Genomic DNA, 26,334 nt, shown 5'->3' with positions numbered 1-26,334 from the left:
GATTGTGATTCCTCGGAAATTGTTTGCGTTCTAAAGGTTAATCATGTTAAATCGCTTATGCTATTATTTGTCCCCCTCGAGTGCAGTACTTTAGCGAAGGCACTCCTGTCTGATCCGGGGAATGAATAGAACACCTCACGGTAAATGTATGGCCCGGCCCAAGGCCTGCAGGGCCGCCTCGCGCACCGATTCGTGCAGGGTGGGGTGAGCGTGGATGGCGGAGATCAGCTCCTCCAGTTTAAGTTTGGAGCCTACCGCCAAGCCCAGCTCGGCGATCAGCTCGGTGGCCTGCGGCCCGGCGATCACCCCGCCGATGATCTCTTGGGAGAGCTTGTCGGCGATGATCTTGACGAAGCCTTCGGGCTGGCCCAGGCAGCTGGCCTTGCCGCTGGCCGAAAATGGGAACTTGCCCACTAGGATGTCGTCTTTATTCTCCGGCCGTTCCAGTATCCCCACCGAGGCGATCTCGGGGTGGGTGTAAACGCAGCGGGGAATGGCGGCATAGTCCAGCCTGGCCGAATGCCCCATCATGTTCTCCACCGCCGCTTCGGCCTCGGCCGAGGCTACATGTGCCAGCAGCCATCCCCCGGTGCAGTCCCCGGCCGCATAAACCCCCGTGATATTGGTCTCCATCCTGGCGTCCACTTTGATGAAATTACGCTCGATTGCCACCCCGGCCTCCTCCAGTCCGATGTTCTTGATGGAAGCCCTGCGCCCCACGCTCATCAGAACATTTTGGGCCGGTATCTCCAGCGCCTTCTCGTCTTTCAATTTGACGATGACCGCCAGGCCGGGCCCGGCCTGCTTGATCTCCTCCACCCTGGCTTCCAAATAGATGTCCACCCCGTGCTTGGACAGCGCCTGGTGCAGCACCCTGGCCGCCTCGGCATCCTCGCCCGGTATGATCTGGGACATCATTTCCACGATGGTGACCTTGGAGCCGAAGGCGGAATAGACGCCGGCCATCTCGCAGCCTATCACCCCGCCGCCTATGATCACCAATTCCTTGGGAACCTCGGACAGCGCCAAGGCCCCGGTGCTGTCCACCACGCCGGGCAGGCCGGCTCCGGGAATGTTCAAGGCCACTGGTTCCGAGCCGGTGGCGATCAGTATCATGTCCGGCTCCAGTGTTTGTTGCCCGCCGGAATTGTCCGTGATCAAGACTTTTTTACCGGCCAGCAATTTAGCATGCCCGGCGATCACTTCCACCGACCTGGATTTAAGCAGCAGGCCCACCCCGGCGGTGGATTTTTTGACCACCCGTTCCTTGCGCTTCTGCACGGCTCCCCAGTCAAAGCTGATATTGTCCGCCTTCAATCCGAACTGCCCGGCCGATTTGAACTGGCTGTAGACCGCAGCCGAGGCTAGCAAAGCCTTGGTGGGTATGCATCCCACGTTAAGGCAGGTACCGCCCAAAGTTTCTTTTTCGATCAATGTTACCTTGGCCCCCAGCTGGGTGGCCCGGATGGCCCCCACGTACCCGGCCGGCCCCCCGCCAATAACGACGATGTGCTTTTGCATGCTGTACAAATCTCCGATGATATATTATGTGTGAAATGTTATTCTGCCGTAACCGGAGCAATTTTATATGGAAGCCAGGAAAGAAGGAATTTTCATGGGTTCATGGGTTCCTAATAAAAATCTGCATCTTGCTCCGCTATCTGTTTGCCAGGAAATAGCTCAGGGTCTCCAGGTCCACCCCCAGGTTCACCCTTTTGACCGCCACGTCCTTGGGAACATTGATCTGCCCGCTGGGGAAGCACAGGATGGCCTTGACCCCGGCGGCCGTCAGGGAATCGGCCGCGGCCTGGGCCGCCTCCGACGGCACCGCCAGCACCCCCAGCTCGATCCCCAGTTTTTGGACCTCGTGCGGGATCTGGTCCAGCGCCTTTACCACCACTCCGCTCTCTAATTTCTTGCCAATCTTTTTAGGGTCGGAATCGAACACCGCCGCGAACTTAAAACCCTGGCTTTGCAGTTCCTGGTAACGGAATACTGCCATCCCGATGTTGCCGGCCCCCACCAGGGCCATGATCCAGACCCGGTCCAGCCCCAGGATCTTCCCGATCTTCTCCCTGAGCTTGATGATGGAATATCCCCGCCCCCGGTGGCCAAAGGTGCCAAAATAGGAGAGGTCCTTGCGCACCTGGAACGGGGCCAGGCCGTAGACCGTGGCGATCTCACGCGAGGAGATTGTCTCCACGCCCAAAGACTGCAGGCTGGCCAGGTGCCGGTGGTACAGGGACAGCCGCCGGATGGCCGATTCGGGTATTTTTATCTTGTCTTTCATATTTCCTTTTTACTTGCAGGGACAAGGCATGCCATGTCCCCACTTTAGACAGACATTAAGAGATCCCAGTGTTTTCGCGCCTTTTCGTGTGTTTCGTGGGCTGGTGCTATAAAAATATCTTCTTCGGGTTCAATATCCCCTCCGGGTCCCAGGCCTTCTTCACCGCTTTCATCATCTCCAGGGCCGCGCCGTTCACCGCCAGCGGCAGGTACTTCTTCTTGACATATCCGATGCCGTGCTCGCCGGAGATGGTTCCGCCCAGCGCCATCACCTCGCGAAACAGTTCGTCCAATAAGCCTGGCAGCATCCGCTCCCATGCCTCCGGCGCCATCCCCTGCTTCATGATGTTGACGTGGACGTTGCCGTCGCCGATGTGCCCGTAGGAGATGATCTCCGACCCGTGCTTTTCCGACAGGCCCTTCAGCTTCCGGAACAGGGCCGGGATGGCGGCCCGCGGCACCACCACGTCCTCGCGCTCGCGCACCGGGCTCATCCGGGTCAGGGCATCGGCCATGCAGCGCCGCATCTCCCATATCCGGTCGCGCGACGGTCGGTCCTCGGCCACCAGCACGTCCAGCGCCCCGAAATCAGACACTATTCTGCCGATCTTTTCGTAATCGGCGGTCAGCGCCTTCCTGTCGTCGCCGTCCAGCTGGACCAACAAGTGGGCCTCAGCCTCCCGGAACGGCGCCCGCTTTTCCAGGAATTTCTCCGCCGCCAGCACCGCCCTCTGATCCATGAATTCCATGGTGGCCGGGATGATCCGGCCCCTGATCACCGCGGTGCAGGCCCGCACGGCGTCCTCGATGGAGGAGAACGGGATCATCAGGTCCACCGCCAGCGGCGGCTTGGGCACCAGGCGGAGGGTGATCTCGGTGACCACCGCCAGCGTCCCCTCCGATCCGCAGATCAGGTGCATCAGGTCGTAGCCCGAGACGTTCTTTATGGTCTTGCCCCCCAGCCGCGAGACCTCACCATTGGGCCAGACCGCCTCCAGCCCGCAAAGGTAGTGCCGGGTGACCCCGTATTTGAAGGCCCTTGGCCCGCCTGCGTTCTCGGCGATGTTGCCCCCGATGGAACAGGAATCCAGGCTGGCCGGGTCCGGGGGGTAGAACAAACCCTTCTCCTCCGCCGCCAGTTGCAGGGTCTGGGTGATCACCGCCGGCTGGGTGACCGCCATCAGATTCTCCTCGTCTATCTCCAGTATCTTGTTCAGCCGCTCCAGCGAAAGCACGATCCCGCCGCAGACCGGCAGGGCCCCGCCGGACAGACCGGTGCCGGCCCCCCGGGGAGTAAGCGGGATCTTTTCGGAACTGGCCAGTTTCATTATGGCCGAGACCTCCGCCGTGTCTGCCGGCTTGGCCACCGCCGCCGGCATGAACCTGTGGTTCAGGGTCTCGTCGTGGGAATAGGGCTCCTTGTCGTCGTCCAGGGTTATCAGGTATTTCTCCCCGACGATGGCCCTTAGCTTTTTTTCGAAGTCCGGGCTTAGCATATTAAAATGTTTATTTTGATCCATTTATCTCTTCCAAAAGTTTTCTGGCTTTTTCCCCGTATCCATCTCTGATGTTCTCCATCTTCAGCACCTCCTGGAGAAGCCCGGCAGCCCTGGTTTTGAGAGCTTCGTCAAGCTTTCCGAGTTTGGCGGCGGTCTCCGCCCACATGATTACTGACTGCGGCAGGTCCTGGGTCTCGCCCCGTTCAATCCGGATGGTCATCGCCTGCTCATAGAGACCGAACGCCTTGTCCGGGTCTCCCAGCGCGTCGCAAAGCTCGGCCCGGTTGAACTTGATGCTGGCCACGGTGGAGAAGTCTCCCAGCCTGGCGCTGGTGGCCTCGGCCTGTTCCCAGCACTCCATGCCTTCCTGGCGGCGGCCCAACATGTGGTAGATGTTTCCCAGATTGAGCAGGCCGCTGGCCAGACCCACCAGATCGTCCATTTTGTGCCTCAGGACCATGACCTCCAACTGGTACTTCAGGGCCTCTTCGTTCTGGTCCTGGCGGGCATGAAAAATGGCCAGGTTGCTGAGGGCCGCGGATTCCAGGAATATGTTGCCTATGGCCCGGCTGCTTTCCAATGTTTCGCGGAAGCACTGCCCGGCCTCCTCAGTTTGCCCGGTCCGCTGGAGGATGTTCCCCTTGTTGTTGACCACCGCTGCCCAACCCTCCCGGTCGCCCGCCCTCAGGTAGGCCGCCAGCGAATCTTCCGTATCCTCCAAAGCCTGGGCAAACCTTCCCTGCATGGTGTGCACAAAGGCCAGATACTTGCGGCAGACCGCCAGGTCGGCGTCGCGTCCTGATTTCTCAAGGATCGAAAGGGCTTCCAGCAGTCTGGTTTCCCCGGTGCCGTATTCCGCCCCTTTGGCCGCCCGGTAACCGGCCTCGGCCAGGGCCAGGCCCTGGTGAAGAGGATCGCCCCAGGATTTGGCATAACGGGACAACCGCAGAAAGCCGTCCACCGCCGGTTTGAACCCGCGGAGCTTCTCCTGCATGTCGCTGTAGCCCCACAAGGCCCGGACGAACAGGTCCTTGATCTTGTTCTGGTCTTTAACCGGGATCATTTTAGGTCAGCTTATTTCGAAACACAGCCGTATTCCTGGCATTCAAAGGCCTGCTTTATTTTCTGGTTGTTCAAGCCCTGCCCCAGCAATATCATCAGCTTGATCCGGGCTTTCTGCCCCGGCAGGTGCCCGCCCAGGATGACCCCGAGTTTGCGGAGCTGGGCCCCGCCGCCCTGGTAGGCGTAGGTGTCCAGCACCCGGCCTCCGATGCAGCGGGTGCAAAGCACCACCGGAAGGCCTTTTTTTACGGTGTATTCTATCCCCGGCACCACCGAAGGCGGCACGTTGCCCCGGCCCATGCCCTCTATCACCAGGCCCCGGGCGCCTGAGTCAACAGAATACCTGATCAGCCTGTCATCCATGCCCACCGCCATCTTGAACAGGTCCACCCGGGGCTCGATCTTTTTGACCGGATGATATTCCCGGTACAGCGGCTGGCGGTAGAACAGCACCCGGTCCCGGTCCACCCAGCCCAGGGGTCCCAGGTCGGGGCTGCGGAAGGTCTCGAAGGAATCGGTGCTGGTCTTGGTGACCTCGCCGGCCGAGTTGATGGTGTTGTTAAGAAAAACCAGCACCCCCTTGCCCTTTGACTGGGGGGAAAGGGCGGTGCGCACCGCGCCCATCAGGTTGGAGGGCCCGTCCCAGCCCAGTTCGGTGCAGTCCTTCATGGCGCCAACCACCACCACCGGCTTCTGGGAATTGAGGCACAGGTCCAGAAAGAAGGCGGTCTCCTCCAGGGTGTCGGTGCCGTGGGTGACTATCACCCCGTCCGTGTCCTTTTGGGACAGGTATTTTTTGACCAGCTGCGAAAGCTCCAGCATCAGCCCGGGGGTCATGTGCGGCCCGGGATACTGGCCGAAGTCGTGGACCGTGACGGCGGCGATCCCGGCGATCTCCGGCACCTGGCGCAGCAGGTCTTTTCCCTTGAGGGCCGGCACCGCCCCGCCCTTCTTCCTGCTGGCTTTCATGGCGATGGTCCCGCCGGTAAAGATGATTGTGATCTTAGGTTTTTTCATGGTTCCTTTTTATCTACTTGTTGGGGCGACCGGCCGGTCGCCCTTACACAGTTTGCAGCGGTCAATCCTTGTCCTGCTTATCCCCGCCGACCTCCATTTCCTTGGGCCAAAGCTCCCTGGGCAGGCCCAGCCGCTTGACGTACCCCACCAGCTTCACCACCCGGTCGTAGCTGTTGGCCTTGACCTCCTTGAACCGCTTGTTGTAGACGTCGTGGGAGCGCTTGGTGTACTGGGCTTCGCTCTCCTCCTTCTGCTTGCGGACGCTGATCTGTTCCAGCGTGGCCACGTTGGCGCTGTAGTCGTAGGTGATATCCAGCAGGGCGAAAAGCTCGTCCTTCAGGTCCTGCCATTCTTCTTTGGTCAAAGGCTTGTTCTGTTCTTCCATCTTCTATCCCATCTAATTATAAATATTTCTCCTCTGTGTCTCAGTGTCGGAGTTTACCCTGAGTGTATCGAAGGGTGGCAGGTAGTTCCCCCGGTATCACATCCCCCACAGGTCCGGCACCAGCTTATAGATCGCCACCGTGGCGCAAAAGCAGATCCCCGCTCCCAGCTGCAGGGCAAAGGGCGCGCCCCAGCGCGAGGCCATGGCCCCGGCAATGAAACTGCCGAAGGGCATCATCCCCATGAACATCATGGTGAACACCCCCATCACCCGGCCCCGCATCTGGTCGCTGACCGTGCTCTGGATCATGGTGTTGACCGTGGCCACCTGGCTGACCATGGAAAGCCCCACCAGCGGCAGGATGGCCAGGGACAGGATGTAATTGCGGGAAAAGGAAAAAGCCAGCGTGGCCAGGGAAAATATTATTCCGGCCCAAAAGACCAAAGTTCCTTTCCTCTGGATCTGGCTGAAAGCAGCTAGTGTTAATGATCCCGTCAGAGCCCCGATACCTGTGGCGGCCATCAAAAAGCCCAGGCCGCTGGCGCCCTTCTGCAGGATGTCCCGGGCAAAGATGGGCATCAGCACCACATAGGGCATGCCGAAGATGCTGAACAGGGCCACGATCAGGATCAGGGCCCTTACCGTCTTGTGGTTCCAGACATATTTCAGCCCCTGCTTCATGTCATCCCAGGGTGAGTCGGATCTTTTGGCGGCCGGAACGTCGGTTCGGATCATCAGCAGGCCGATGATCACCGCCACAAAGCTCAGGCCGTTCAGGAAGAAGCAGCCTGCGGTGCCGATGACGCCGATCAATATCCCGGCCAGGGCCGGGCCCATGATCCGGGCCCCGTTGAAGATGGTGGAATTGAGAGCGATGGCGTTTAAAAGATCTTTCTTGCCCACCAGTTCTATGAAGAACGACTGCCGGGCCGGGCCGTCCAGGGCAAAGACCGTGCCGCCCACAGCGGCGATGGCCACCACATACCAGACCTTAAGAACGATGACCCCGGTGTTGTGCAGATGGGTGAGGGCCGCCAGGATGAAGGCCAGGATCATGGCTACGATCTGGGTGAAAAGCAGTATCCTGCGCTTGTTCACCCGGTCGGCGATGACCCCGCCCGGCAGGGCGAACAGAAGCACCGGCAGCGAGCCGATGGCGTTGACCGTGCCCAGCAGAAAGGCCGAATTGGTCAGCTGCAGCACCAGCCAGCCCTGGGCCACGGTCTGCATCCAAGTGCCGATCAGCGAGACGAACTGCCCGGTCCAGAAAAGCCGAAAGTTCCGGTGCCTTAGGGCTGAAAAGGTCTGCAGCGTCCGGTTCCTGATATTTTCGTGATTGATGTTGGTCAAGGTTGACAAAAGGGTGATTGTGGGTTAATATACTAAATAAAATACCAAAAATAAAAGATAAAAAAATGAAAAAAGCCTTACTGGTAATTTTCCTTTTGTCCGCCGTCACCGCCCTGGCCCAGGACACCTGCCCGCTGGGGCTGAAGAACGACTCCCTGCCCGGCCAGTGCGCCGGTTACCGGGACGCAGATGCAGACAGCCTCTGCGATCTGTCCCAGGCGGAGATTGAAGGACCTGAGTTACCGGTGGCCCCGGCCGCTCCCCGGGTCAACTACCATTTTTGGGAGATCATCGTGATCACCGGAATACTGGGACTGGCCACCGAGTTGTTCATCAGAAAGAACCACAAAAAGACCCTGGTCCTGCAGACCGCCTGGAACTGGCTGCTACTGCTGAGTTTCCTGGGCTCGGCCTTAAGCGGCCTGTACTTTGTCCTGCCGTTTGACCAGAGACCCGCCCTGGGCTTCAATTTTTCCTACTGGCACACGGTGGTCAGCATCGCCTTCATTGCCATAGGACTGTATCATACCATCAGACGTTTTGCCTGCCTGCTGGGGAAGAGCGGACCCTGCCTTAAGAACGGAGCCTGCAAGGAGGCAAAGTAGCAGACCAAGTAATTAGTATATTCCAAATTTCTTAAAAATACAACCATAATTATAGCCCAGGCCTTAAGGCCTGGGCTATAATTTTACCGTGATCTAAAACCCTATTATCTGTTCCCTGTTCCCCAGTCCCTAGTTTATACCCATCCTCTAATCTTGCAGGCATCAGCCACCCGCTGAATGGCGATCATGTAGGCCGCGTCGCGCATGTAGACCTTCTTTTCCCGGGCCAGGGCCGAAACCTTCAGGAAGGCGTCTGTCATCTTGGTGTCCAGCTTGGAAAGCACTTCGTCCTTGGTCCAGAAGTAGTTCATGTTGCACTGCACCTGCTCAAAATAGCTGCAGGTCACGCCGCCGGCGTTGGCCAAAAAGTCTGGGATCATGAAGATGCCGCGCTGGTGGATGATCTCGTCGGCTTCGGGGGTGGTCGGCCCGTTGGCGCCTTCCACGATCAGCTTGACGTTCTTGCCCATCTTGGGGGCGTTGTCCTTGGTGATCTGGTTCTCCAGGGCGGCCGGAACCAGGATCTCCACGTCCTGTTCGATCCAGGCGTCTCCGGAAAGCACTTCGTAGCCGGCGGCCTTGGCCTTGTCCTTGTTGATCCCGCCAAAGCGGTCGGTGAACTTCAGCAGCTCATCGGCGTCCACTCCGCTCTTCTTGAGGAAGGTGTATGATTTCTGGTCGGTCTGGTCCCAGCAGGACACGCAGACCGGGGTCCCGCCGTATTCCTTGTACAGCTTGACGGCGTACTGGGAGACGTTGCCGAATCCCTGGAAGGCCGCCTTGGTCTTCTTGATGTCGATGCCCATCTCGCGCAGAGCTTCCCTCATCACATAGACGCAGCCGTAGCCGGTGGCCTCTGTCCGCCCTAATGAACCGCCCACTCCCAGAGGTTTGCCGGTGATCATGCCCGGAAAGCGTCCGTTGTGGATCCTCTCGTACTCGTCCATCATCCACACCATGTGCTGTCCGTTGGTCATCACGTCGGGGGCCGGCACGTCCTGGACCGGGCCCACGTTGTAGGCCACCTGGCGCACCCAGCCGCGGCAGATCCCTTCCTGTTCGCGTTCCGAAAGGTGATGCGGATCGCAGATCACGCCGCCCTTGCCGCCGCCCAGGGGAATGTCGACCACCGAGCACTTCCAGGTCATCCAGGTGGCTAAAGCTTTGACGGTGTCCACCGTCTCCTGGGGATGGAAGCGGATGCCGCCCTTGCAGGGTCCGCGGGAGTCGTTGTGCTGTACCCGGTAACCCTGAAAGACCTTGACCGAACCGTCGTCCATCCGCACCGGGATGGAGAAATGGAACTCGCGGATCGGGTTGCGGAGCAGGTCTCGGGTGGCCTGGTCCAGGCCCAGCTTTTCGGCAACCTTGTCGAATTGCTCCTGGGCCATTTTGAAGGCATTGAAGGATTTGTCCGCCATGGCAGTTTCTCCTTGAATTTTGGATTTATATTATGGGTTATTGGTTACAAAAGGAACGGGGAAACCTTCCCACGAAAGGCACGAAAACTATGGAAAAATTAAAGACAAAAAGACTGATTTACAGCGATTGCTTCCTTCGTCAGGCATTATATAATTTCGCAATGACTTCTCTGTGCCTCTGAGTCTCTGTGGCAATAAGCCAAAAGTAACAAACAAGAATGTGAATTTTATCACAAATAAACTCCAAAGTCAAAGGGTCTTTATTATTATATTTTCTTCTTGACTGCGATCTTTTTTAAGGGTATAGTTAATGATTATAATCCGTTAATGGGCCAACGTTTGCTTAGAGGAAACCATGCCAGAGATCACCCTTGATTACGGCCTGGGGAAGACCAGCCTTTCCCTTCCGGAGGCCAATCTGTCAGGCATTTTAAGTCTTCCCCCAACCCCGGGGCTTGCCGATATCCCTTTGGCGGTGACCCAAGCCCTGGAGCACCCCATTAAAAGCCCGCCTCTTAAGGAACTTCTGCTGGCCCGGCGCCCCAAGAACATTTTGCTGATCCTGTCCGACCACACCCGGGTAATTCCCCATTATCCACGGATACTGAGCTCCCTGTGCGACCAGATGAACCTGGCCGGGATAGACTGCAACCATGTCCACGCCCTGATCGCCACCGGCAGCCACCGGGCCCCCACCTGCGAGGAGCGCCAGGAACTTTACGGGGAACGGGTGTTCGACCAGCTGAATCTGTACGCCCACAAATGCGACCAGGACTGCATCTCGGTTGGTAATGTCAACAGCCGGGAGATCGAGCTCAACAAGATGCTTTTGACCTCGGACTTCACCATCGCCACCGGCAAGATCACCCCCCACTACCTGGCCGGGTTCTCCGGCGGCCGCAAGGCCGTAATGCCCGGCTGCGCCGCCAGGCAGACCATCGCCCAAAACCACGCCCTGATAGCCCTGGGACAGAACGCCCCGGGCAAGCTGGAGGGCAACCCCATTCACGCCGAGATGGAGCGAGCCGCCGAACTGGCCCGAATAGACTTTCTGCTTAACGTGGTGCCCACCCCAGACGGCGAGATCGCCGGAGTTTTCGCCGGGCACTGGCAAAAAGCCTGGCTGGAAGGGGTGGAACTTTGCCGCCAGGTCTGGTCGGCGCCGGTGAAAGAGCCGGTGGACTGCGTGATCGCCTCGGCCGGCGGCCACCCCCTGGACATAGACCTTTACCAGATGCAGAGGATACTTAACAACCTGGCCCCGGCGGTTAAACCCGGCGGGACAATTGTGCTGGTGGGCCAGTGCCCCGAAGGCGCGGGCCAGCTGGATTTTGGGCGCTGGATGCGCGACTACTCCGCCGCCGAGATACTGCAGACCCCCCAGGACCAGATCACCGCCGAGGCCCACCGGGCCTACGCCACGGCCTTGGTGATGAAGAAATGCCGGGTTTGTCTGGTCAGCGGAATGGACCCGGCCCTGGTGGAGAAGATGCAGTTCAAGAGCCTGCCGGACCTGAACGCCGCGGTGGAGTATTTAAGGGAAAGGCACGGAAAGGATTTTAGTTGTTATGTGGTGCCCAAGGGCAATGCGATAATGCTGGGGGGACCAATAGTAAAAAATAAACATTCAAATAGTAAAAAATAATTTTTATACAGAGGATCTAATGACCATTGAACAATCAGCAAAAGCATTGCGTAGGGCCTATATCACAGGAGTAGTAATATCTATTCTTATTGGGCTTTCGCAAATTCTAAGGATAATCTATTCAACACCCGCAGTTGGTGTCCGTGACTGGATAATTACAATTGGTAGCTTTGGGGTTTGTTTGGGTTTGGTTTATGGCATATATAATAAAAACCGAGTATGTTTAATCATACTCACTACAATAATGCTATTCGCATTATTGCTCGAACTTGTCCTGGCGGTCACGGGTAAAACGCAAACTGTGGGCGAAATTTTTATTGATATTCTGACTATTGCCAGCATATATTTCTTAGTGCAAGGCACACGGGGTGCATTTATTTTACATAACGATTTTAAGGATAAGGAAATACTGAAAGGCTAAAAATATGTTATTGGCCAACATTATACGTAATTTAAACTTGAGGTATTAACCGTGAGCAATGTTTTTATAATAATGAAACGAGTTGTTTCTAGCTTATGGTTCAAAATAATTGTACCATACATAATTTGCCCTGTAATAGTGGCGCAAATTATTAGTAAATACAAAAGTATTAATTTTATAGATTCGTTGATTTATTTTCTAAGTATTAGTTTGCCTTTATGGCTCGTTTTAATATTTAGCATTGTTCTTATAGCTGCCAAATTAAAGCATACGAAAAAAGAGTACGAGAATCCCACTTTGGATAAAGATATGGAATTATATTTTGCCATTTATTGCGATAATGCTAATATTGGACAAGCGCTCACATTATCGTCTGAAGAGCTTGTAGCGGATTTTAAAAGCAAATTAAAAAACATTGTTTTATCACCAAAGCTTAAAGCACACATGCTGAAAATAAAATATATGAACACCAAAGGCAATTTAACTGATGAAGGTATAACGTATTTGAGAAACCGTATACATTTAGTAGACAGTATTGACACATTATAGAATATTGTGAATATATTGAACTGTTTGCAACAATGGACTTTTTATCTCCAAGTAAGGTAGTCAGTTCATCACTATCACATACCCAATATCACATTTCATACAATTCGTAGCACGAATTAAGACACCGGCCGCACCCGACCTCTCCCACTTCGAAAGGAAAACAAGTTTGTCCTTCTCTGTGCATCGCCTGCCCCTCTCCTAATGCATTAGGAGAGGGAAGCCGTCAGGCAGGGTGAGGTCAAACAACTTTGTAATTTTTAATTTAGTTTCTATGCCCACACCCATCAACATCGACCAGCAGGCCATCCTGGACCCCTTTGCCCAGAAGCTCTTGAACCTTATGCCCTACAAGGTGCGCAAGGTGCTTCTGGCCGCCAGCCTTTACGACGCCTTTATTTTGGAGGAAGACGGCCGGCTGGCCGACCTGCTGGGCCAGGCCTACAAACAGCGGGACCTGGGCTACGTCCCCTCCATCACCCGGGTCACCGGCGGGGCCAACGCCCTGGAGCTTTTGGGCAAAGAAAGCTTTGACCTGGTGGTCTGCATCCAGCGGCTGGGTGACATGGACCCCTTCACCTTCGGCCAAAAGGCCAAGGAGATCCTGCCCGGACTGCCGGTGGTGGTCCTGGCCTTCAACACCCCGGAGCTGGCCCGGCTCCAGCAGATGAACGATTTTACCAAGGTGGACGGCATCTTCGTCTGGCAGGGCGATGGCAAGATACTCACCGGGATCATCCAATTGATGGAGGATCAGAAGAACGCCGAAAGCGACACCAAGGCCTTAGGGCTTCCCAACCTGTTGGTGGTGGAGGATTCCATCAGTTTCTATTCCAGCTATCTGAACGTCCTGTTCGACGAGCTGTGGGACCAGACCGACCGGCTGTTGAACGAGGACCTCGGCTTCAGCCAAAAGGCCTTGCGGCAGCGGGGCCGGCCCCGGGTGCACCTGGCCCAGAACTTTGAGCAGGCGGTGGAAATCTACCAAAAGTTCAAGGACAACCTGCTGGGCGTGTTCACCGATGTCCGTTATCCCAGGGCCGGAAAGCTGGATCCCCAGGCCGGGATAGAGTTTGCCAAGATGATCCGCCGGGACCTGCCCCACCTGCCGCTGGTGATCCAGTCCAGCGAGCCGGAGACGGAACAGATCGCTGCCGGCCTGAAGGCCGAGTTCCTGCTGAAGGGATCGCTCTCATTGACGGATGAGTTCCGCCACCTGCTGGTGGAGCACATGGGCTTCGGCGACCTGGTGCTTAAGAACAGCGACAACAGCGAGGCCGCCCGGATCCCCAACCTGGAATCCTTCATCTCCATCATCGACAGCCTGCCCCAGGACCTGCTGCACCGGAACCTGATGCGGGGGGACCTGAAGCGCTGGCTTTTGGTCCGGACCGAGTTCGGATTGGCCGAACAGGTCAACAAGCTGGCCTTGGCCGACAACGATGATATCCCGTCGCTTAAGCCCCTGCTCAAACAGGCCCTGGATCAGAACCACCGCCGCCAGAACCGGGGCAGCATCGTCTATTATTCCCGGCGCTTCAACCTGCCCCAGTGGCACTTCACCCGGATGGGCGGCGGCTCCATAGGCGGCAAGGCCCGGGGCCTGGCCTTCGTGGACAAGATCCTCAACAGCCAGTTCGACCACTCGCTCTATCCCGGGATCAGCATCTCCATACCCAAGACCCTGGTGCTGGGGGCAGACATCTTCGACGATTTCATGCGCCACAACAAGCTGTTCAAGCTGGCGGTGGAGGAGGATTCCGACGCCCGGATCGCCAACGCCTTCCTCAACGCCTCCCTGCCCCCCACCGTGGTGGGCGACATCAGGGATTTCATCAAGCAGGTCAAGAAGCCTTTGGCGGTGCGCTCCTCCAGCCTGCTGGAAGACGCGCTCTACCAGCCATTCGCCGGCATCTACTACACCAAGATGGTCCCCAATAACCAGTTTGACCTGGACGCCAGATTTTTGAGTCTGGACAACGCCATCAAGCTGGTCTGGGCCTCCACTTTTTTGAAGCAGGCCAAGAGCTACATCGAGTCCACCAATCACCGGGTGGACGAGGAGAAGATGGCGGTGATCATTCAGGAGGTGGTGGGGGCGGACCGGAACGGCCGCTATTATCCAGATTTCGCCGGAGTGGCCCGCTCCTACAACTATTACCCGGTGGGCCACGCCAAGCCGGAGGACGGGGTGGTCAACGTGGCCCTGGGGCTGGGCAAAAGCGTGGTGGACGGCGGGGTCTCGCTCCGCTTCACCCCGGCCTATCCCGAGATCCTGCCCCAGTTCGGCACCGCCGACGACATGCTGGACAACAGCCAGAAGAGTTTTTACGCCGTGGATATGCGACCCCGCTCCAACACCGCCTACGCCGATGAGGACCAGTATCTTTTGAAGCTGGAGATCGGGGAAGCGGAAAAGGACGGGGTGCTGGAACGGCTGGGATCCACCTATTCCTTTGAGAACCAGTTGTTGGTGGACGGGATCGGCGAACGGGGACCGCGTGTAGTCAGCTTTGCCCATATCCTTAAATACAAGCTGTTCCCCCTGGCCGAACTGCTGGACCACCTGCTTAAACTTTCCTCCCAGGCCATGAGCTGCCCGGTGGAGATGGAGTTCGCGGTGAGGCTGGACCCGAAGAATATCTACCCGGCCGACTTCGGCTTTCTCCAGGTGCGACCGCTGGTGGTTTCGGACGAGCTGGTCAAGATCGACGTCTCGTCCAAAGACATCCAGCAGGCCCTCTGCTTCAGCGACAAGGCCCTGGGCAACGGGGTCACGACCCTAAGCGACATCATCTATGTCCGGCCGGGTTCGTTTGACGCCTCCCGCACCCCCCAGATGGCCGAAGAGGTGGGACAGCTGAACAAGAAGCTGAAGGAGCAGGGCCGCCCCTATGTCCTGATCGGGCCCGGCCGCTGGGGCTCCAGCGATCCCTGGCTGGGCATCCCGGTTAAGTTCGACCAGATCTCCCAGGCCCGGACCATTGTGGAGGCCTGCCTGCCCAACATGAACGTGGACCCCTCCCAGGGCTCGCACTTCTTCCAGAACATGACCTCGCTCCGCATCGGCTACTTCACCGTGCCCACCGACCCCGAGCACGGGAGGATAGACTGGGAGTGGCTGGAATCGCAGAAGGTAACGGACAGCACCGAGCATTTGCGCTGGGTGCATCTGGACCAGCCGGTGGAGGCCCGGATAGACGGCCGCAGCGGGATGGGGCTGATCAGCAAGGAGTGACGAGTTTTTCATATGGGACGCAGATCCCCGCAGATTGTGATTGAAAAGTCCAGTAACATAAACAAATGTTCTGACAGCCCACCCTCCCCTTCCAGGGGAGGGATAAAGAGCCTGCACTGAGGATAGCAGTTATGATGCTATCGAAGTGGAGAGGTCCGGCCTTTCAGTGATTCCGTGGTTTGGTCCCGTTGAATCCGATAACAACTCATCCAATAAGGAGCCAGCGCTATGCCCCACCACAAGCCCGAATGGCAGGTGATCGTAGACCTGCTGCGCGACACCAACCCCATCCTGCTGAACCGGATCGGCCGCAAGATGATCAACTACCTCTACAAGCGCAATATCAAGCAGGTGGAGGAGCTGATGCAGAGGCTGGACACCACCTCCAGCGACTGGGAGTACAGCGAGAACCAGCCCATGCCCAAGATCAACCAGGCCCTGCTGGAGCATATTGTGGAGGAGATATTCCAGATCGCGGCCAGGGAGATCGACGACGACGAGCTGGCCCGGATCATCAGTTTGTGGCTTAAGCACGAGCAGTCCCGCTTTCTGGGCATGGCCTCCGAGAAGCGCGACGTCTCGCTGGCCGAGATCTCCGACGCCGTCCAGCGCTTCGCCAACATGCCCGACGCCCAGAAGAGCCTGTCGCCCGAGGAGAACATGGGCATCAAGGTGGCTTTGATCCGCCGGTTCCTGAGCGAGGAGATGCACTACATCAACGTCACCAAGAAGCACGCCACGGTGCCGGACTTCATGCAGACCCTCTCCCGCACCATCGGGCCCTCCTCGGGCAACGGCAAGCTGGGGGGCAAGGCGGCCGGGCTTTTTAGGGCCGAGAAGATCCTGATGAACGCCAAGAAGGACTATATCTCCCTGCGCAACCTGGTCACCCCCAAGACCTGGTACATCGCCTCGGACGGGATTTTGGACTTCCTCCATTTCAACGCCCTGGAGGAGATGCCCACCATCAAGTACCGCGATCCGGTGGAGATCCGCCAGGAATACCCCTACCTGGAGCAGATATTCAAGAACTCGGCCCTGTCGCCGGAGATCATCGCCGGGCTGTCCCTGTGCCTGGATGACTTCGGCGACAAACCGCTGATCGTCCGCTCCTCCAGCCTGCTGGAGGACAGCCTGGGCTCGTCCTTCGCCGGAAAGTACAAGAGCCTGTTCGTGGCCAACCAGGGCACCAAGCGGGAGAAGATGGAGGCCCTCACCAACGCCATCGTGGAGGTCTACGCCTCGGTGTTCGGGCCCGACCCCATCGAGTACCGCCGGGAGCGGGGCTTGCTGGACTTCAACGAGGAGATGGCCATCGTCATCCAGGAGGTGGTGGGCCAGCGGGTGGGCAAGTATTATTTTCCGGCCTACGCCGGGGTGGCATTCAGCTACAACGAATTCCGCTGGTCGCCCCGCATCAAGCGCCAGGACGGCATCGTCCGGCTGGTAGCCGGAATGGGCACCCGGGCGGTGGACCGGGTGGGCGACGATTACCCGGTGCTGGTCAGCCCCGGCCAGCCGGGCCTTAGGGTCAACGCCAGCCCCGAGGAGGTGCTTTGGTATTCCCAGAAGAACATCGATCTTCTTAACATGGAGACCCGCCGCTTCGAGACCATCACCGTGGACAAGCTGTTCCAGGAGATCGGCAACGATTTCCCGGCCCTGTCCCAGGTGATCTCCATCTACCAGGAGGGCCAGCTGTTCTCGCCCACCGGCACCATGGTCAACTTAAGCGAGGGCCAGCCGGTGGTCACCTTCTCCAAATTGCTGACCCACGGCCCCTTCATCCCCCAGATCAAGGACATTCTGAACATCTTAAAGGACGCCCTGGGATTTCCGGTGGACATCGAGTTCGCCTGCGACGGCGACATCCACAAGCTGTACCTGCTGCAGTGCCGGCCCCAGAGCCAGGCCGGGGGCACTTCCAGCGTGACCATTCCCAAGGATGTCCCGGCCTCCGACGTCCTGTTTACCGGCAGCCGCTATGTCACCAACGCTTTGGTCAAGGACATCGAGTACATAGTCTACGTCGATCCCATCCAGTACGACGCCCTGCCCAACATGGAGGAACTGATCCAGGTGGGCCGGGTGGTGGGCGACCTTAACCAGAAGCTGCCCCGCCAGAAATTCATCCTGATGGGCCCGGGGCGCTGGGGCAGCCGGGGCGACATCAAACTGGGGGTCCGGGTGGGATACTCGGACATCAACAACACCGCCATGCTGATAGAGGTAGCCAAGAAGAAAAAGGACTACGTGCCCGAGCTTTCCTTCGGCACCCACTTCTTCCAGGATCTGGTGGAGGCCGGCATCCGCTACCTGCCGCTTTATCCCGACGAAAAGGGCGCCGCCTTCAACCAGGAATTCTTCGACAATTCGCCCAATGTTTTAAGAAAACTGCTGCCCCAGGCCCGGAGCCTGGAGCAGGTGGTCAAGGTGATCCACGTGCCCAAGGCGGCCGACGGCGCCACTCTGACGGTCTACATGGACGGAGACCGGGAACAGGCCCTGGCCGCATTGATGCGGTAGACAAGACATTTTGGGGATTCCCCGCTTTGTCCCGGCTATATGATTCGTGCTACGAATTAATTGATTCGTAGCACGATTTGGAAAAACATCAAGCCAATGAAAATAAATCCTTCTCTCACCAAATTCATCCGCGGCCTTCCCAAGGCCGAGCTTCATCTCCACATCGAGGGCACCTTCGAGCCGGAGCTTATGTTCAAGATCGCCCGGCGCAACCGGATCGGCCTCAGATACGGTTCGGTGGCGGAGCTGCGCCGGGCCTACGACTTCGGCAATCTCCAGGAATTCCTCGACCTCTATTACGAAGGCGCCGGGGTGCTGGTGAAGGAAAGGGATTTTTACGACCTGGGCCGGGCTTACTTTAAAAAAGCCCTTTCCCAGAACGTGCTCCATGCCGAGATATTTTTCGACCCACAGACCCACACCGCCCGGGGAGTGCCCTTTTCCACGGTGATGAACGGACTGGGCCGGTCGGTGGAGGATGCCAAAAGCAGGCTGGGGCTCTCGGTCAAGCTGATCATGTGTTTCCTGCGGCACCTGGAGGAAAAGGAGGCCCATAAGACCCTGGAGCAGGCCCTGGATTACCGGCACCTGATAACCGCCGTCGGGCTGGATTCTTCCGAACTGGGGCATCCGCCCTCCAAGTTTAAGCGGGTATTTGCCCGGGCCCGCCGGAAGGGATTTCTGACCGTGGCCCATGCCGGCGAGGAGGGGCCGGCCGAATATGTCTGGCACGCCCTGGAACTGCTGAAAGTGTCCCGGGTGGACCACGGCAACCGGTCTTTGAGCGATGAGAAGCTGGTAAAGGAACTGGTCCGCCGCAAAATGCCGCTGACGGTCTGCCCCTGCTCCAACCACAGGCTGAAAGTGGTGGCGGCCATGGAGGATCACCCCCTGCAGACCATGATGCAAAAGGGCCTGCTGGTCACCGTCAATTCCGACGACCCGGCCTATTTCGGCGGATACCTCAATGAGAATTACCTGGCAGTGGCCAGCGCCCTGAACCTGAGCCGGGAAGAGATCTGCCAATTGGCTAAGAACTCATTCCTGTCCAGCTTTTTGGAGGAAAAACAGAAAAAAAGAATGCTGAAGTTGGTGGACGATTACTGTAGTGGTTTTTTGGGAAAAGACAAATGAAGAAAAAAGTCATCATTAACGACAAGATGCAGCGTGGCTATTATCATCTGACCCAGCCGGCGGGCAGGAACTTTGATCCCGGCTTCAAGCCGGAGCTGACCCCGGCCCAGATGCTGGAACTGGGAGTCTTCGGCGGCAGATACATGACCGACTGCAGGAAGGAATTCCCCGCCAGCTGGTTCAAAAAGGCCAAACTCTGTCCCCAAAGGCATGATCCGGCCCTGAACTTTTTCAAGGTCAATGCCAGCCAGCCTTTAAAAGTATGGCGGGACAAGGGCTGGATCCACCCGGCCGACCCCCGGGGCTGGTTCCAGTGGTATTGCCGGTACTATCTGGGACGCCGGATGCCGGAGGAGGACGCCCGCCAGATAAAACGGTGGAAAGCGATCAGGAGGCACGTGATGGCCCTGAAAAAGAACTGCCCAAATGAAAGACTGGACTGCCGGCCCCGCCAGCGCCAGGCCCTGCTTCATTGGGCCTATGATTCCAGAAAGATATGAATATGCCAAACCCTGCCGGATCGCTGGTAAAAAAATATCTGCTGATCGCCGCCGGGCTTGTTTCCCTGGGCCTGGGGGTCATCGGGATATTCCTGCCGCTCCTCCCCACCACCCCTTTTCTGCTCTTGAGTGCCTTCTGCTTCCTCCGCAGCTCTCAGCGCCTGCATGGCTGGCTGGTCAATCACCGGGTTTTCGGCGCCTTTATCCATGATTACCTGAAGTACCGGGCCGTCCCGCTGAAGACCAAGATCTTGGCGCTGGTTTTGTTATGGGGAACCATCAGCCTGTCCATTATTCTTCTGCCTAACTTGACCGTAAGGATCTTCCTGGCCGCAGTGGCCCTGGGGATCAGCCTTCACATCCTTTCCCTTAAGACCCGCCGCCCCGGAGAGGAAGGTGGCCTGGCGGGCCTGGCCTTCCGGGAGATAGAGCCCCGGGACATCCCGGAACTGCTGGTTTTACGGACCATGGTAAAGGAGAACCGGCTGAGCGCGGAGGACCTTGTGAAAATTGGCATCACCGAGGAATCTGTGACCGCCAAGCTGAACTCCACATACAGGGGCTGGCTGTGCCGGGACCAAAGCGGCCGGGCTTTGGGCTTCTCGATCGGAAACAAAAGCGACGGGGAGATGTGGGTCATCGCAATCCTGCCGGAATTTGAAGGGCGTGGGATCGGTCGGAAGCTGATGCTGCTGGTCCAGGACTGGCTCTTTCAGTTTCACGATGAACTGTGGCTGACCACCGAGCATGACCCCGGCAACCGGGCCTACGGCTTCTATCAAAGTTTAGGCTGGCGGGAAACGGGAGTGGTGAAAGATCTTTCCAGGTTTGTCCTTAAAAAACCAGCACCCTGAGCGACCCGGCCGGCCAACAAAAAGCCCCGCAATCAATGCGGGGCTTTTAATTTTACTTTATCGGCCTGATCACTGGCTCCACTTCAGCCTGTAGGTTATGCGCCAATCGCCGTCCGGCAACTTGATCCTTTCTGCCTCCTCCTGCTCCAGGCCGTTTCCCCCGGCCATTTCCACCGCTTTCTTGGAGTACCCATAGCAGGCCGAGGGCAGCCAGTCCAGAAATATCTCCGGCAGCTTGAAGCTTATCTCGGCTGTCCCTTTCTCCGCCGAGATCACCGTGACCTCACCGCTGGTGAAGAACCTCTCCCATAATTTGGGGTAATTCTTAAGCACAAAGGCCGGCTGGGAAAACTTAAAGAATACCTTGTAAAGGCTGTTTAAACTGCGGTCGGCGATGTAAGCATAAAGTTCGGCCGTTTTTCCCCTCTTCTCCGTTCCCAACTCATCGCTCAGGGCCTGAAGCATCAGTTTAAAATCGGCAAAAGGGTAATGGCTCAGGCTCAGCAGTGGTCCGGCCCACAGCTTGGCGGATTGGGGAGGCAGTGTTTTCAAGAGACGTTCCCATATTTGGGTTCCGTGCTTATCCCTGATGAATTCCCTGGAATAAACGAAATTCACCCCCGGGCCATTACTTCCGGCATGGCCCCCTCCCATGTAATGTTTGCCTTGATTATGGTACAAAGCATTCCTTTTGTCAAGCCTATTCTTTCCATAAAACACCAAGCCCCGCATCATTGCGGGGCTTGGTGTTTACCGGGATCTTCGGCCTTGGTATACCGGAGGCAGTTCTTTTACTTCCCGGCCTTTTTGGCTTTTTTGGCCAGCCGTTTTTCCATCAAGGTTTTTCCGGCTTTCTTTTTGGTGTCCTTTTTGATGTCGTGATCTTTTGCCATGGTTCTTCTCCATTTAAATATTTATGTCATTTCCGCAGTTATTTGCCGCGGACATTTTCACAGTATTTCTGAGTGCCTCTTTTGTTTGTTTGAACAATTTTAACCCTCCGGTCATATTTTGTCAATATGTATTTTTTAATTACTGGACGCAACCCCATCAAACAATGATCCCGAAATATTGCTGGCATATATTGTTTATCTCCTAGACTTGTTAAAGTGCACATTTTGTATTACTACAAGGTCATAATTATTGTATAAGCATAATATCATACAATTTATCCATAAAAATCATTTTTGGTTTATTGCCATACAATTCAATGACTTAGCTACGGCCTGCATCGAGGCACAGAATATGCATATTAATAAATATGAACTTTAAGGAGGGCACCTTCATGAAACAAGTATTTATTATTTTCTTTACCGTTCTGGCTCTGTCTGCCTGTTCAAAACGAACTCCAACTGCTGTAACGGTGGTCGAAACCCAAGTCATCAATGTAAAATCCCAAATGCCATCATTGTCAAGCATTAATTCTGGATCCTACGCTTTTATTGCTTTTCATACCAACGTTTACGATGAAGGCATACTGGTGGTTGACATAAGCAAACCAGAGAGTTCAACGGTAGTAAATACCCTGCAGGGAGGATATCCCCGTTATGTGGAGTACAGCGGAAAAACCTTATGTGATAACAATCATTTCTTAGACATTCGCGATCCGGTCCACCCGGTGATCTCTTCAACTATTGATACGTTGAACATCTGGTCTTTCGCTTTGAAAGGAAATAAGGCCTATTGCGGTTGTTTGCATCCAAACAACAACGATTCCTTCGTGATTTACGATTTCAGCGATCCCGCCAAGCCTCAAAAACTTGGACAATGTAAGCTGCCAAACTGGCCGATGGATATCGCAGTCAAAGGCCGCTACGCTTATGTAGCCGATCATTGGGCCGGACTCAGAGTAATAGATGTCGGCGATCCCTCCAATCCGCGCGAAGTAGCCAACCTGCTGAACCTTGAAGCCGTGGCCGAAAACATTGTAATAAACAACTACTATGCCTACCTCTGCCAGCAGGGGCAGGTATCTATCATCGATATCTTCAATCCATTGGTGCCGGTCCGTGTGTCGACATACAATGGCGAATGTTACAAGACCTGTGTCAATGACAATTACCTTTATATTGCCAATGGTTACGGAGGAATAACAATTGTCGATGTCCATGACCCGTTCCACCCAAAATTCGTCAGTCGATTAGGTCTTCCCGGACGGACATTGGGAGTGGCTGCTTCCGGTAATTACGCCTTTGCGGTAGGCGACAACGGTTGCGGGTTACGGGTAGTCAACGTCGGCGATAAACAGCATCCCTTCCTGGCGGTCTCCCTGGTTGCGGATCATACCAATTTCGATATCACGCTGTATCGGCCTGACAAGCACCGGACTGATCGCCAAACGATTGAGTAGCTCATTGGCCTTGGCAAGAAAAAGCCCCTTCCTTGCGGAAGAGGCTTTTTCTTTGGCGGCATTACCACCCACCATAATTGAAATTACTTAGAGTTAACTGGAAATTTAGACCACGCCCTGGGCCACCATGGCCTTGGCTACTTTGACGAACCCGGCAATATTGGCTCCGGCCAGGTAATCTCCTTTGGTGGCGTAGGTCTCGGAGGCATCCAGGCACTGCTGATGGATGTCCTTCATGATCCGCTGCAGCTTCTGGTCGACCTCGTTGCGGTCCCAGTACCAGCGGGCGCTCTGCTGGGCCATTTCCAGTCCGGAGGTGGCCACGCCGCCGGCGTTGGCCGCCTTGGCCGGTCCGTACAGCACGTTGTTGTCCTGATAAATCTTGATGGCCGCCAGGTTGGAGGGCATGTTGGCCCCTTCGGAGACCAGGAAGCAGCCGTTCTTGACCATGGCCTTGGCGTGTTCTTCGTTGATCTCATTCTGGGTGGCGGAGGGGAAGGCGCAGTCGAACTTGAGGCCCTGTTCCTTGACCACGTCCCAGACGCTCTTGCCCTCATAATACTTGGCGCTCTTGTAGGTATCGGCGTATTCCTTGGCCCGGCCGCGTTTGACCTCGGCCAGGTTCATGACGTATTTAAGTTTTTCGGCGTCAATGCCTTCTTCGTCAATGATGGTTCCGGCCGAATCGGATATCGAGATGGCCTTGCCGCCCAGCTGATTGATCTTCTCGATGGTGTACTGGGTGACGTTGCCCTTGCCCGACACGACGCAACGCAAACCCTTGTAATCCTTCTTGCGGGTGGCCAGCATCTCGGCCCCGAAATAGACCGAACCGTAGCCGGTGGCCTCGGGCCGGATCAGCGATCCGCCGTACTCCCGGGCCCGTCCGGTCAGCACGCCGGTAAACTCGTTGCGGATCTTCTTGTAATAGCCGTACATGTAGCCGATCTCCCGGCCGCCCACCCCGATGTCGCCGGCGGGCACGTCGGTGTCCTGGCCGATATGGCGGAACAATTCGCGCATGAATGACTGGGTGAACTTCATCACTTCCATGTCGCTCTTGCCCTTGGGGTCAAAATCCGAGCCGCCCTTGCCGCCGCCCATGGCCAGGGTGGTCAGGCTATTCTTGAAGATCTGCTCAAAGCCCAAAAACTTGATGATGCCCAGGTTGACCGAGGGATGGAAACGGAGGCCGCCCTTGTAGGGCCCGATGGCGTTGTTGAACTGGACCCGGAAACCCTTGTTGATCTGGACCTCGCCCTTGTCGTCCACCCAGGGCACCCTAAACATAACTACCCGGTCCGGCTCGCAGATCCGTTCGTAGATCTTCCATTTAACGAACTCGGGATGCTTGGCCACGGTGGGCTCCAGGGTTTTCATGACCTCTTCTACCGCTTGGTGGAACTCCGGCTCTCCAGGATTCTTCCCCTTGACCTTGGCGATCACGTCGGTGATGTGGGACATGAATGTCTCCTTGCGTTATGGTTGTTGTGGGGTTGTATGATTAAGATTCGGTTCTCTAGGTTCTAAGGTTACTACGGAAGCAGGGTTGACGCTATCAGGGAAAACCCGAATTTACCTTCGATTTCCCTTAGCGGCCGGAAGGCCCGTGATCAGAGGTCGGTCAGCCCCTCCCGGATGGCGTATTTGGTGAGCTGGGCGATGCTGTGCAGGTTGAGCTTGTCCATGATCTGCTTGCGGTAGGTTTCGATGGTCTTGATGCTCAGGTTCAGCACCTTGGCGATCTGCTTGGTGGCCTGGCCTTCGGCCATCATCTGCAGCACTTCCCGTTCCCGCACCGAAAGCAGGTTGTAGGCGCTGGGCTGGGTCTGGTCCTCCCGGGTCAGGTATCCGTCAATCAGCAGGCCGGCGATGGAGGGGCTGAGGAAGCGTTTTCCCTGAAGCACGGTCTTGATGGCCTGGGTCAGCTCGCCGAAGGCCGAATCCTTGAGCAGATATCCCTCGGCTCCGGCCTTGAAGGCCTCGGCCACGTAGCGCCGGTCGGCATGCATCGAGAGCACGATGATCCTGGTCTTGTTCTTTTCGGTCCGGATCAGGCGGATGGCCTCCAGGCCGTTGAGGTTGGGCATGGAGATATCCATCACCACCAGGTCCGGCCGGTGCTTCCTGGTCAGGCTGACCGCTTCGGCCCCGTCCCGGGCCTCGGCGACGACGCTCAGGCCCGGCTGGCGCTCGATCAGGGACCGCAGGCCCTCCCGCACCATCCGGTGGTCATCGGCCACTATTATCTTGGCGTTCATCCCTTAACTCCCGCTTTGGTTGCAATACTGATGGTTACCAGGGCCCCCTGCCCCGGACGGCTGTTGACCGTCAGCTGGCCGCCGTACTGGACGATCCTTTCCTTAAGGTTAAACAGCCCAAAACTTTTCAGGTCCGGCTGGAACTCCCCGTTGGTGACCCGGCCGAATCCGGTCCCATGGTCCCTGACCCTGATCTCCAGACGTTGGGGAAGCCAGCGGACTGTGACCTCGGCCCGGGTGGCCCGGCCGTGCTTGACCGAGTTGATCAAAAGTTCCTGCACCGACTTGAACAGCAGTATCCTCAGGTCCTCCCCCAGGGCCCTGGACCGGCCGGCAGTTCTGATGACCACCCTCATCTTGTATTTCTGCCAGTAATGATCGGCCAGCCATTGCAGGGCCGCACCAAAGCCCAGTTCGTAGACCACCAGCGGGCTGAGCTCAAATATCAGGCCCCGGGTATATTTGATGGCCTGCTGGGACAGTTCCTTGATCTCCTCGATCTCCCGCCCCAGGCCGCTGTTTGCATTTTGGCCCTGCAGGGTCTGTAGCTTGAGCTTGATCATGGCCAGCCCCTGCCCGATATGGTCGTGCAGATCGGTGGCTATCTCCCGGCGCTCCCGCTCCTCGGCGGTGGACAGTTTTTCCGCCAGGCTTTTCAGCTGTTCCTGGTAGGTCTTGATCTGCCGCTCCCGGCGGCGCCCCAGAGCCAGCTCCCGGCGCAGGTCGGTGTTGGCCTTGGTCAGATCCCGGGTCCGTTTTCTTATCTGCCACTCCAGCAACGCCTTGGCTTTGGCCTGGTGTTCCTGGTAAACCACGTTCTGAAGGTATGTTTTTACCATCACGGTCAGGGAATTGAGCAGCAGCACCTCTTCCTTCAGGAACGGCCCCCGGTAGGCGGGGGGCTGGGCCTTCAGATAACAGACCTCTATCGAACCGGCCTGCCCGGGGGCTGCCTTGATGTCGGCCCTTTGGCTCCACCTGGTTTTTTTAAAACCCTTGGAAGCGTAGCTTTTTCCGGCCCAGGTTATTTTGACCGCCGCCACTTCCGAAAACTGCCAGGCCCTGGCAATGGCCTGGGCCAGGCTTCTAAGAGTGTGGGCCGGGGAACGCCCGGAGCGGTTCAATATCAGGGCGGTGCGGTGCAGGGCGGTCAGTTCCTTGACCCGCTCCCCCAGCTGCCAGCGGAGCCGGTCCTTGGCGTTGATTGTTTTTGATTTGACCATCTGACATC

The 26,334-nt window shown here is 56.9% G+C and carries 22 protein-coding genes; 10 read left to right on the top strand and 12 right to left on the bottom strand.

Annotated elements, in window-relative coordinates:
• Positions 1-135: 135 nt before the first annotated feature.
• The 7 genes from lpdA to HZA73_06895 form a co-directional block, all read right to left on the bottom strand.
• The gene (gene lpdA / locus HZA73_06925; GenBank protein MBI5805765.1) at positions 136-1,521 is read right to left on the bottom strand and encodes a dihydrolipoyl dehydrogenase; all 1,386 of its coding nucleotides are present in this window, start codon (positions 1,519-1,521) and stop codon (positions 136-138) included.
• Positions 1,522-1,657: 136 nt separating this feature from the next.
• Positions 1,658-2,290, bottom strand: coding sequence for a redox-sensing transcriptional repressor Rex (locus HZA73_06920; GenBank protein MBI5805764.1), 633 nt, complete (start codon positions 2,288-2,290; stop codon positions 1,658-1,660).
• A gap of 106 nt (positions 2,291-2,396) precedes the next feature.
• Complete coding sequence (locus tag HZA73_06915) at positions 2,397-3,809, bottom strand: FAD-binding protein (GenBank protein ID MBI5805763.1); 1,413 nt, start codon at positions 3,807-3,809, stop codon at positions 2,397-2,399.
• Complete coding sequence (locus tag HZA73_06910; GenBank protein ID MBI5805762.1) at positions 3,796-4,851, bottom strand: tetratricopeptide repeat protein; 1,056 nt, start codon at positions 4,849-4,851, stop codon at positions 3,796-3,798. The genes HZA73_06915 and HZA73_06910 overlap by 14 nt, the downstream gene beginning before the upstream one ends.
• An 11-nt stretch (positions 4,852-4,862) precedes the next feature.
• Positions 4,863-5,867: an asparaginase gene (locus HZA73_06905; GenBank protein MBI5805761.1), complete on the bottom strand. Its 1,005-nt coding sequence runs from the start codon at positions 5,865-5,867 to the stop codon at positions 4,863-4,865.
• Positions 5,868-5,928: 61 nt separating this feature from the next.
• Positions 5,929-6,252: a hypothetical protein gene (locus HZA73_06900; protein MBI5805760.1), complete on the bottom strand. Its 324-nt coding sequence runs from the start codon at positions 6,250-6,252 to the stop codon at positions 5,929-5,931.
• Between the two features lie 96 nt (positions 6,253-6,348).
• The gene (locus tag HZA73_06895; GenBank protein MBI5805759.1) at positions 6,349-7,602 is read right to left on the bottom strand and encodes an MFS transporter; all 1,254 of its coding nucleotides are present in this window, start codon (positions 7,600-7,602) and stop codon (positions 6,349-6,351) included.
• A 65-nt stretch (positions 7,603-7,667) separates the two neighbouring features.
• Between HZA73_06895 and HZA73_06890 the strand changes: the two genes are divergently transcribed.
• A complete protein-coding gene (locus HZA73_06890) occupies positions 7,668-8,207 on the top strand; it encodes a hypothetical protein (GenBank protein MBI5805758.1) in 540 nt (179 codons plus the stop codon).
• Between the two features lie 134 nt (positions 8,208-8,341).
• Here the strand turns inward: HZA73_06890 and HZA73_06885 are convergent, their stop codons facing one another.
• Complete coding sequence (locus HZA73_06885) at positions 8,342-9,628, bottom strand: Glu/Leu/Phe/Val dehydrogenase (GenBank protein MBI5805757.1); 1,287 nt, start codon at positions 9,626-9,628, stop codon at positions 8,342-8,344.
• Positions 9,629-9,983: 355 nt separating this feature from the next.
• On the opposite strand from HZA73_06885, the gene larA reads away from it, so the two are divergent.
• The 8 genes from larA (at position 9,984) to HZA73_06845 (ending at position 20,492) form a co-directional block, all read left to right on the top strand.
• The gene (gene larA / locus HZA73_06880) at positions 9,984-11,273 is read left to right on the top strand and encodes a nickel-dependent lactate racemase (protein ID MBI5805756.1); all 1,290 of its coding nucleotides are present in this window, start codon (positions 9,984-9,986) and stop codon (positions 11,271-11,273) included.
• A 19-nt stretch (positions 11,274-11,292) separates the two neighbouring features.
• Positions 11,293-11,694: a hypothetical protein gene (locus HZA73_06875; GenBank protein ID MBI5805755.1), complete on the top strand. Its 402-nt coding sequence runs from the start codon at positions 11,293-11,295 to the stop codon at positions 11,692-11,694.
• A 72-nt stretch (positions 11,695-11,766) separates the two neighbouring features.
• Entirely contained in the window at positions 11,767-12,243 is a 477-nt protein-coding gene (locus HZA73_06870) for a hypothetical protein (protein ID MBI5805754.1), read from the top strand.
• A gap of 271 nt (positions 12,244-12,514) precedes the next feature.
• A complete protein-coding gene (locus HZA73_06865) occupies positions 12,515-15,478 on the top strand; it encodes a hypothetical protein (GenBank protein ID MBI5805753.1) in 2,964 nt (987 codons plus the stop codon).
• 228 nt (positions 15,479-15,706) lie between these two features.
• Positions 15,707-18,004: a PEP/pyruvate-binding domain-containing protein gene (locus tag HZA73_06860; protein ID MBI5805752.1), complete on the top strand. Its 2,298-nt coding sequence runs from the start codon at positions 15,707-15,709 to the stop codon at positions 18,002-18,004.
• Between the two features lie 96 nt (positions 18,005-18,100).
• Positions 18,101-19,138, top strand: coding sequence for an adenosine deaminase (locus HZA73_06855; protein MBI5805751.1), 1,038 nt, complete (start codon positions 18,101-18,103; stop codon positions 19,136-19,138).
• Positions 19,135-19,638: a hypothetical protein gene (locus HZA73_06850; protein ID MBI5805750.1), complete on the top strand. Its 504-nt coding sequence runs from the start codon at positions 19,135-19,137 to the stop codon at positions 19,636-19,638. Before HZA73_06855 ends, HZA73_06850 begins: the two co-directional genes overlap by 4 nt.
• Entirely contained in the window at positions 19,635-20,492 is an 858-nt protein-coding gene (locus HZA73_06845) for a GNAT family N-acetyltransferase (GenBank protein MBI5805749.1), read from the top strand. The genes HZA73_06850 and HZA73_06845 overlap by 4 nt, the downstream gene beginning before the upstream one ends.
• Before the next feature lie 69 nt (positions 20,493-20,561).
• On the opposite strand, the gene HZA73_06840 is transcribed toward HZA73_06845, so the two are convergent.
• The gene (locus HZA73_06840; GenBank protein MBI5805748.1) at positions 20,562-21,173 is read right to left on the bottom strand and encodes a hypothetical protein; all 612 of its coding nucleotides are present in this window, start codon (positions 21,171-21,173) and stop codon (positions 20,562-20,564) included.
• Between the two features lie 604 nt (positions 21,174-21,777).
• Between HZA73_06840 and HZA73_06835 the strand changes: the two genes are divergently transcribed.
• On the top strand, positions 21,778-22,842 hold the full coding sequence (locus HZA73_06835) for a hypothetical protein (protein ID MBI5805747.1): 1,065 nt from the start codon (positions 21,778-21,780) through the stop codon (positions 22,840-22,842).
• A gap of 105 nt (positions 22,843-22,947) precedes the next feature.
• Here the strand turns inward: HZA73_06835 and gdhA are convergent, their stop codons facing one another.
• The 3 genes from gdhA to HZA73_06820 form a co-directional block, all read right to left on the bottom strand.
• Complete coding sequence (gene gdhA / locus HZA73_06830) at positions 22,948-24,306, bottom strand: NADP-specific glutamate dehydrogenase (GenBank protein ID MBI5805746.1); 1,359 nt, start codon at positions 24,304-24,306, stop codon at positions 22,948-22,950.
• Positions 24,307-24,455: 149 nt separating this feature from the next.
• The gene (locus HZA73_06825) at positions 24,456-25,103 is read right to left on the bottom strand and encodes a response regulator transcription factor (GenBank protein ID MBI5805745.1); all 648 of its coding nucleotides are present in this window, start codon (positions 25,101-25,103) and stop codon (positions 24,456-24,458) included.
• Positions 25,100-26,326 (bottom strand): hypothetical protein, encoded by a 1,227-nt coding sequence (locus HZA73_06820; GenBank protein ID MBI5805744.1) that lies wholly within the window; start codon positions 26,324-26,326, stop codon positions 25,100-25,102. The genes HZA73_06825 and HZA73_06820 overlap by 4 nt, the downstream gene beginning before the upstream one ends.
• Positions 26,327-26,334: the final 8 nt, after the last annotated feature.

It is taken from the genome of candidate division TA06 bacterium (assembly GCA_016235665.1).
GTDB lineage: Bacteria > Edwardsbacteria > AC1 > AC1 > EtOH8 > UBA5202.
Note: the sequence above shows the minus strand (reverse complement) of the source record. Positions and strands in the feature narration are given on the sequence as shown.

What these genes read in the sequence shown, in the direction of transcription:
- lpdA (MBI5805765.1), bottom strand. Translation starts at nt 1,521, where the DNA reads ATGCAAAAGCACATCGTCGTTATTGGCGGGGGGCCGGCCGGGTACGTG.
- HZA73_06920 (MBI5805764.1), bottom strand. Translation starts at nt 2,290, where the DNA reads ATGAAAGACAAGATAAAAATACCCGAATCGGCCATCCGGCGGCTGTCC.
- HZA73_06915 (MBI5805763.1), bottom strand. Translation starts at nt 3,809, where the DNA reads ATGGATCAAAATAAACATTTTAATATGCTAAGCCCGGACTTCGAAAAA.
- HZA73_06910 (MBI5805762.1), bottom strand. Translation starts at nt 4,851, where the DNA reads ATGATCCCGGTTAAAGACCAGAACAAGATCAAGGACCTGTTCGTCCGG.
- HZA73_06905 (MBI5805761.1), bottom strand. Translation starts at nt 5,867, where the DNA reads ATGAAAAAACCTAAGATCACAATCATCTTTACCGGCGGGACCATCGCC.
- HZA73_06900 (MBI5805760.1), bottom strand. Translation starts at nt 6,252, where the DNA reads ATGGAAGAACAGAACAAGCCTTTGACCAAAGAAGAATGGCAGGACCTG.
- HZA73_06890 (MBI5805758.1), top strand. Translation starts at nt 7,668, where the DNA reads ATGAAAAAAGCCTTACTGGTAATTTTCCTTTTGTCCGCCGTCACCGCC.
- HZA73_06885 (MBI5805757.1), bottom strand. Translation starts at nt 9,628, where the DNA reads ATGGCGGACAAATCCTTCAATGCCTTCAAAATGGCCCAGGAGCAATTC.
- larA (MBI5805756.1), top strand. Translation starts at nt 9,984, where the DNA reads ATGCCAGAGATCACCCTTGATTACGGCCTGGGGAAGACCAGCCTTTCC.
- HZA73_06875 (MBI5805755.1), top strand. Translation starts at nt 11,293, where the DNA reads ATGACCATTGAACAATCAGCAAAAGCATTGCGTAGGGCCTATATCACA.
- HZA73_06870 (MBI5805754.1), top strand. Translation starts at nt 11,767, where the DNA reads ATGAAACGAGTTGTTTCTAGCTTATGGTTCAAAATAATTGTACCATAC.
- HZA73_06865 (MBI5805753.1), top strand. Translation starts at nt 12,515, where the DNA reads ATGCCCACACCCATCAACATCGACCAGCAGGCCATCCTGGACCCCTTT.
- HZA73_06860 (MBI5805752.1), top strand. Translation starts at nt 15,707, where the DNA reads ATGCCCCACCACAAGCCCGAATGGCAGGTGATCGTAGACCTGCTGCGC.
- HZA73_06855 (MBI5805751.1), top strand. Translation starts at nt 18,101, where the DNA reads ATGAAAATAAATCCTTCTCTCACCAAATTCATCCGCGGCCTTCCCAAG.
- HZA73_06850 (MBI5805750.1), top strand. Translation starts at nt 19,135, where the DNA reads ATGAAGAAAAAAGTCATCATTAACGACAAGATGCAGCGTGGCTATTAT.
- HZA73_06845 (MBI5805749.1), top strand. Translation starts at nt 19,635, where the DNA reads ATGAATATGCCAAACCCTGCCGGATCGCTGGTAAAAAAATATCTGCTG.
- HZA73_06835 (MBI5805747.1), top strand. Translation starts at nt 21,778, where the DNA reads ATGAAACAAGTATTTATTATTTTCTTTACCGTTCTGGCTCTGTCTGCC.
- gdhA (MBI5805746.1), bottom strand. Translation starts at nt 24,306, where the DNA reads ATGTCCCACATCACCGACGTGATCGCCAAGGTCAAGGGGAAGAATCCT.
- HZA73_06825 (MBI5805745.1), bottom strand. Translation starts at nt 25,103, where the DNA reads ATGAACGCCAAGATAATAGTGGCCGATGACCACCGGATGGTGCGGGAG.
- HZA73_06820 (MBI5805744.1), bottom strand. Translation starts at nt 26,326, where the DNA reads ATGGTCAAATCAAAAACAATCAACGCCAAGGACCGGCTCCGCTGGCAG.